At 42.6% G+C, this 6,278-nt stretch carries 3 protein-coding genes; all 3 read left to right on the forward strand.

The features are described from left to right. A partial coding sequence (locus RQ763_RS08530) for a glycosyltransferase family 2 protein (RefSeq protein ID WP_314152373.1) occupies window positions 1-2,270 on the forward strand: 2,270 nt, incomplete at its 5' end. Between the two features lie 91 nt (window positions 2,271-2,361). Continuing rightward, a complete protein-coding gene (locus RQ763_RS08535; protein ID WP_314152374.1) occupies window positions 2,362-4,788 on the forward strand; it encodes a hydrogenase small subunit in 2,427 nt (808 codons plus the stop codon). After that, on the forward strand, window positions 4,769-6,278 hold a 1,510-nt coding region (locus RQ763_RS08540; protein ID WP_314152375.1), incomplete at its 3' end, for a nickel-dependent hydrogenase large subunit. The genes RQ763_RS08535 and RQ763_RS08540, both read left to right, overlap by 20 nt.

Here is a 6,278-nt window from a genome sequence, read left to right on the forward strand (position 1 = left end):
ATGAGGTGCTGCTTCGTGAGGATTTGTCACCAGATGAGCTTATAACGCATATTAGGGATGTTAAAAGATTTGTTTATATCTTGTTCAACACCAAGAGAGAAGCCAAAGAAAACGCCATAAAAGATGAAGTTTCTACAATAAAAAACAAAAGAGCAAGAGCGGCAAAAGAGAAAACTTTTAGAGATGAGCTTTTAAGGCAAAAAGAGCATGTTGTGCCTGTTACAACAGCAGAGGTTTGGAATACATGGCTGCTTCATCCAGATTTGGCTAGGGAAGTTGATAGCATAAATATTCATATTCTCCCCTATTGGGAAAAGGTAAAAGCCCAAAATTTTGAACCGTTTTTCAAAGAGACCTATCAAAAATTAAAAGATGTGTATAAAAACAAACCTTTGGTTATAGGCGAGTTTGGATGGCCGAGTCAGGGATACAATAATCAAGCTGCCGTGGCAAGTCCCGAAAATCAGGCAACCGTTATTAGAAGATTTTTGGGTTTAGCAAAACAGGAGGGTTTTAGCTACAACCTGATTGAAGCGTTTGATCAGCCATGGAAAGGCTCCGATGAGGGAAGTGTTGGGCAGTATTGGGGAATTTTTGATGCAAACCGACACCAAAAATTTGAAATGCATGGAGAAGTTCTTGTTGAGCCGTATTGGTTTACACAGATGGTTGCGGCTGCCATTATAGGGGCAATTTTAACTTTTTTTGGTCTTAGAAATCAAAATATCAATTTTTTACATGCTTTTACCTACGGCCTTGCTGCGCAGGGAATCTCCTTTGGTATCGTTATGTCGGCGGTTTACCCCTTTGTTCACTACATGAACTTCGGTACTTGGATTATGTGGGGTATGGGTTCGATTCTTATGATACCTCTTACTCTGATTACGCTAGCTAAGGCAAATGAGCTCTTTAAGTGTACAATCGGAAAGCGTCCGCAAAGACTTATTCCTCTTGATTTAAAGTCTGAACATGTTCCTTTTGTAAGCATCCATGTGCCTGCATACAAAGAGCAGCCTGCCGTTTTAGAGGAGACTCTTATAGCGCTCTCAAAACTAAAGTACACTAATTATGAAGTTCTTGTCATAATCAACAATACGCCTGAGGAGTTCTATAAAGAGCCCATAAAAGCTCTGTGCAGTGAACTTGGAGAGAGATTTGTCTATCTTGATATAGAGTGTAGCGGTTTTAAGGCGGGAGCGCTAAATAAAGCGCTCGAGTTTACAAATCCGGAGTGTGAAATATTAGCCGTAATTGATGCCGATTATGTTATCAGTCCAAATTGGCTTATAGAGTTAGTGCCGATTTTTGATGATCAAAAAGTTGCTTTAGTTCAAGCGCCTCAAGATCATAGAGACGGTAACGAATCACTTCTTAAAACGGCGATGAATGCCGAGTATGCAGGCTTTTTTGATATCGGCATGGTTGAGCGCAATGAAGAGAATGCTATCGTAGCGCATGGAACAATGATTATGGTGCGTAAAAGCGCTTTTGATGAAGTCGGAGCGTGGAATACCGATACCATTGTTGAAGATAGTGAGTTGGGGCTTAGACTCTTTGAAGCTGGTTATATCGCTCACTACACAAACCGCAGATATGGGCATGGCTTGCTTCCCGACACTATTGAAGCCTTTAAAAATCAGCGCCATCGCTGGGCGTACGGTGCAGTGCAGATTCTCAAAAAACATTGGCACCACTTTAAACCATCATCCAAAACGCTTACACGTGCGCAAAAACACCATTTTGTTACGGGATGGTTTTTTTGGCTCTCTGACGCTTTGGGAACAGTCGCTTCAATACTAAACATCATCTGGGTTCCCGTTATTATATTTGTCGGAGTGACCATCCCGACTATCGCGCTGAGTGTACCGATTTTAACGGCTTTTTTAGTAAATGTCATTCACTCGTTTGTGCTTTACAGAACAAGGGTAGGGGCAAATCTATACCACTCTCTTTTGGGTGCCATTGCCGCCATGAGCCTGCAACTTATCATCTTTAAAGCGGTATATGACGGATTTGTAAAAGATTCTCTGCCTTTTAAGAGAACGGAAAAAGGTGGCAACAGCAAAAAAAGCGTAAGCAGCCCCGTAAAAAATGAGATGATTTTAGCATCACTGCTTTTAGGTTCGTTTGTGGCGCTTATAGTGACAAATAAGCAGGGGATTATAGAAGTTTATATCTTCTGCGCAACTATCTTTATCCAAAGTATTCCTTATGTCTCAGCGATTGTTCTTAGAATGATTGAGAAGCATTCCTACAAAAAGGCTCTTTAGGAGAAATTTTGCTCTGCTAGTATTTGGTATTATTACCTTTTAAATAAAATAAATATACAATGAAGCCGTATTAAATAAAAGAGGAATTCACATGAGACTCTTAATCATCGGCGGTGGTATGGCCGCGGCTTATTTTGCAAACAATATTAAAAAAGCGGATAGTTCTACTGATGTAACAATTCTTAGCGAGGAGAAGCATTCGCCTTATGACAGGATACATCTCTGTAAGCTTGTTGATGAAACTTCTAATATAGAGGGGATATCTTTACATCTCGATCCCACCGTTCATCTGGAGTTGAATCAAAAAATCATCAAAATTGACAGAGAAAAAAAACGCGTCTACTCAAATGAGGCAATGTTTGGTTATGACAAGCTCATCATTGCAACAGGCTCTTTGCCAAACGCTCCCTTTGACGTAAAGGGCGTTAAAAATGCGGCTGTTTTTAGAAGTGCCGATGATTGCAAAGTCATCAAAGATGGCGTAAAAGAGAGAGAGATTGTTGTTGTCGGCGGAGGACCAATCGCTCTTGAGCTTCTTGAGACGCTGGATAAAATGGCAGATGTTGAGAAAATCTCACTGCTTATACGCTCGAACTTTCTATATGACAAAAATCTCTCAAGCGAATCTGTGAATATTATAGAGCAGAGCTACACAAAAAACAAAAAAATTACTATATATTTTGAAGATGAGATAGTTGATACTGTTATAGAAGATGCAGAGATAAAGCTTTTAAAAACGAAAAAAAGAGAGATAAAAAACCCTTTTCTCATCTTCGGTATAGGAATCAGACCCAATGTTGAGCATTTTAGAGAGACTCTCAAGTGCAACAAAGGGATTTTGACAAACACTTTTATGCAGAGTGAAGATGAGAATATCTATGCCATCGGTGAGTGTGCGGAGGTAACAAAATTTGGTTTTATAGCGGGACATGTAGAGGCATGTACGCAGCAGGCAAAAAGTGCTATTTCACACATTTTACAACGAGAGCCTCAAGAGTTTGAACCAAAAACAACCGTAGACATGTTAAAAGTGGGCGAGTTTACTTTGGTTGATGTTATGTCGCCTGATTTTGGCAAAGAGTTTGAGAAGGTAGTTATAAGCAAAGAGAACTCCATAGATGAGTATTTTTTAAAAGAGGGCAGAGTTTTAAGATACGTCGGAATAAACTCAAACGTTGATGTCTGCTATGTTCAAAATCTTATAGAGGGCGCAAAAGAGATAGAGATAGGCGAGCTATACAAAGCCGCAAAAACAGAGGGCAGAGGGAAGCTTGTTTGCAGCTGCACGGGAGCTTACTATAATGATTTGGTTGATATAGTTGCACAAAACGGCGTGAACTCTTTTGCCGATTTGGAAGAGTTTTCAGAAGCAGGCAGGGTTTGCGGCAGATGCCGAGGCGAGGTTATAGGTATTATAGAGAAGTCTCAGTGTCTCATAAATCCAGATATTGTAAAAAAGAGTGCAAAAGAGAAAGGGTTAGAAGAAAAACTGCAAGTGGCAAAAAAAAGAGTTGCAAAGTTTAACAAAGAGCATCCGCGTAACGCTCTTGATGAAGAGAACCTAGAAGCCGCAATGGAGAATATGGATATCACAAAAGATGAGGTCAACAGATGGGTCAGCATGGTCACCGCAGATATGCAGCTGCATCCAAAGTTTGAAGAGGTGGTCGCAAAAGGGGTAAAGAGCCTTAACAAAATCCCGATTGTCTGGCTTGAGCTAGCCGATTGCAGCGGCAACTCCGAAGCCTTCATTAAGTCGGCAAATCCCGCTTTAGAAGATCTTATATTTGAGTATATCTCACTTGAGTATCATGAGCTTTTGATGAGTGCAAGCGGCGATGAGAGCGAGAGTCTCTTGGACGATATCATCAAAAATCAAAAGGGCGAGTATATACTTATAGTTGAGGGTGCGGTTCCGCTTGGACTGGATGGAAAGTATCTAAGAATCGGCTCAAAAGGCGAAACGGGCATAGAGCTGCTAAAGCGATGCGCAAAAGATGCCGCGCTTGTTATTGCCGTGGGAAGCTGCGCGTTTGATGGAGGCGTGGTTGCTGCCGCTCCAAACCCGACAGGCGCGGTAGGAGTTGCAGAGGCGCTAAAGAGAGAGGATGTCGTCAATATCTCAGGGTGTCCGACAAACCCCGTCAATATCGTCGGCACGCTTCTTTACTACATCATGTTTGAAGAGATGCCGCCTTTAGATAAGTTCAACCGACCTCTTTGGGCATATGAGGGAAGAGTGCATGACAACTGCGAGCGGCGCGGACACTACGAGCTTGGAGAGTTTGTCCAAGAGTGGGGTGATGAGGGTGCAAAAAAGGGTTGGTGCCTTTTTAAGATGGGGTGCAAAGGTCCCTATGCTCATGTAAACTGCCCGACCATGAAGTTCAACCAAGGCACGAGCTGGCCTGTTCAGGCGGGGCATGGATGCATGGGATGCACAGAGAGAGGCTTTTTTGACAAGTTTGCAAACGAAAGAGTATATAAGGAAGAAGAGAATGAAAAAGATAGTCATTGATCCCGTTACAAGGATAGAGGGGCATTTGCGCGTTGAGGTTGAGGTTGATGAAGATGGCGTGGTTCAAGAGGCGTACGCAAGCGGGCAGCTCTTTCGCGGCATAGAGACCATACTAAAAGGCAGAGACCCTAGAGATGCGGGACTTTTAGCAGGGAGAATCTGCGGAGTCTGTACAAACTCTCACTTTCGCGCGGCTGTTAGTGCCGTAGAGAATGCTTACTCCATTGAACCGCCCAATAATGCACGTATTGTTAGAGATCTGATGACGATGGCGCTCTTTATACAAGATCATGTCGTGCACTTTTACCATCTGCACTCTTTGGATTTTATAGATGTAACGGCTGCGCTTGAAGCCGACGCCTCTCTTGCTTCAGAGGAGGCGAAAAAGTACTCCAAAAATCCTTACAGAAACTCTGGTGCGCACTATACGGAGGTGCTACAGAAACTGCAAAATTTTGTAAAGGCGGGAAGACTCGGTCCCTTTGCAAACGGTTACTGGGGGCATAGCGCTTATGAACTAACACCCGAACAAAATCTCATCATTCTCTCTCACTACCTAGAAGCGCTTAGATTTCAGACAGAGATAAGCAAAGCCGTAGCGATATTCGGCGGTAAAACACCACATCCGCAAAGTATTGTAGTAGGCGGGGTTACAAGTGTCGCCGATATGCTAAACCCGCAAAGAGTTAACGACTATATATTTGTTATCAAAGAGGCAAAAGAGTTTGTGGATCGCGCTTATATGAGCGATATGAAGCTGCTTGCAACGGCTTATAGAGATGAGATAAAAGAGGGCTCTGGCAGAGCTAAGGGCAACTTTTTATCCGTTGGCGGTTATATGTTTGATGAAAAACAAAAACTCTTTAGCGGCGGCGTTATTTATGGACATGACTTCTCAAAAGTAGAGGAGTTTGACGAGAGCAAAATCAGCGAAGAGGTTGATAGAGCTTGGTACGATGAGAAGGGCGAAGTCTGCTATACCGACTTGAACAGTGACGGTACGCTCAAAACCGCAAAAAACAGTGACAAATACTCATGGATTAAGGCTCCAAGATACGCTGGAGAGGTAATGGAGAGCGGACCACTGGCAAGAGTGCTTGTAAGTTACTTAAGCGGCAACGAGCTTATAAAACCTTTTGTAGATGAGTTTTTAGATGCTACAGACCTTGAACTTATGGATCTCTCATCAACCGTCGGAAGAAATGCTGCAAGGGCGATAGAGAGTGCTTATATCTGTGAATATATTTTTAAACTTGTCTCACGGCTTGTGCAAAACATAAAATATTACGACACCGATACATGGGCGAAATATGATTTTGAAAAACTCCCAAAAGAGGCAAAAGGGAGAGCCTTTCTTGAAGTTCCGCGTGGTGTTTTGTCCCACTTTGTAAGCATAAAAGAGCAGAAGATACAAAACTACTCTGTTATAGCTCCGACCACATGGAACGCCTCTCCAAAAGATAGAGAGGGCAAAAGAGGAGCGTACGAAG

The sequence above is a fragment of the Sulfurimonas sp. genome, from assembly GCF_032250635.1.
Lineage (GTDB): Bacteria > Campylobacterota > Campylobacteria > Campylobacterales > Sulfurimonadaceae > Sulfurimonas.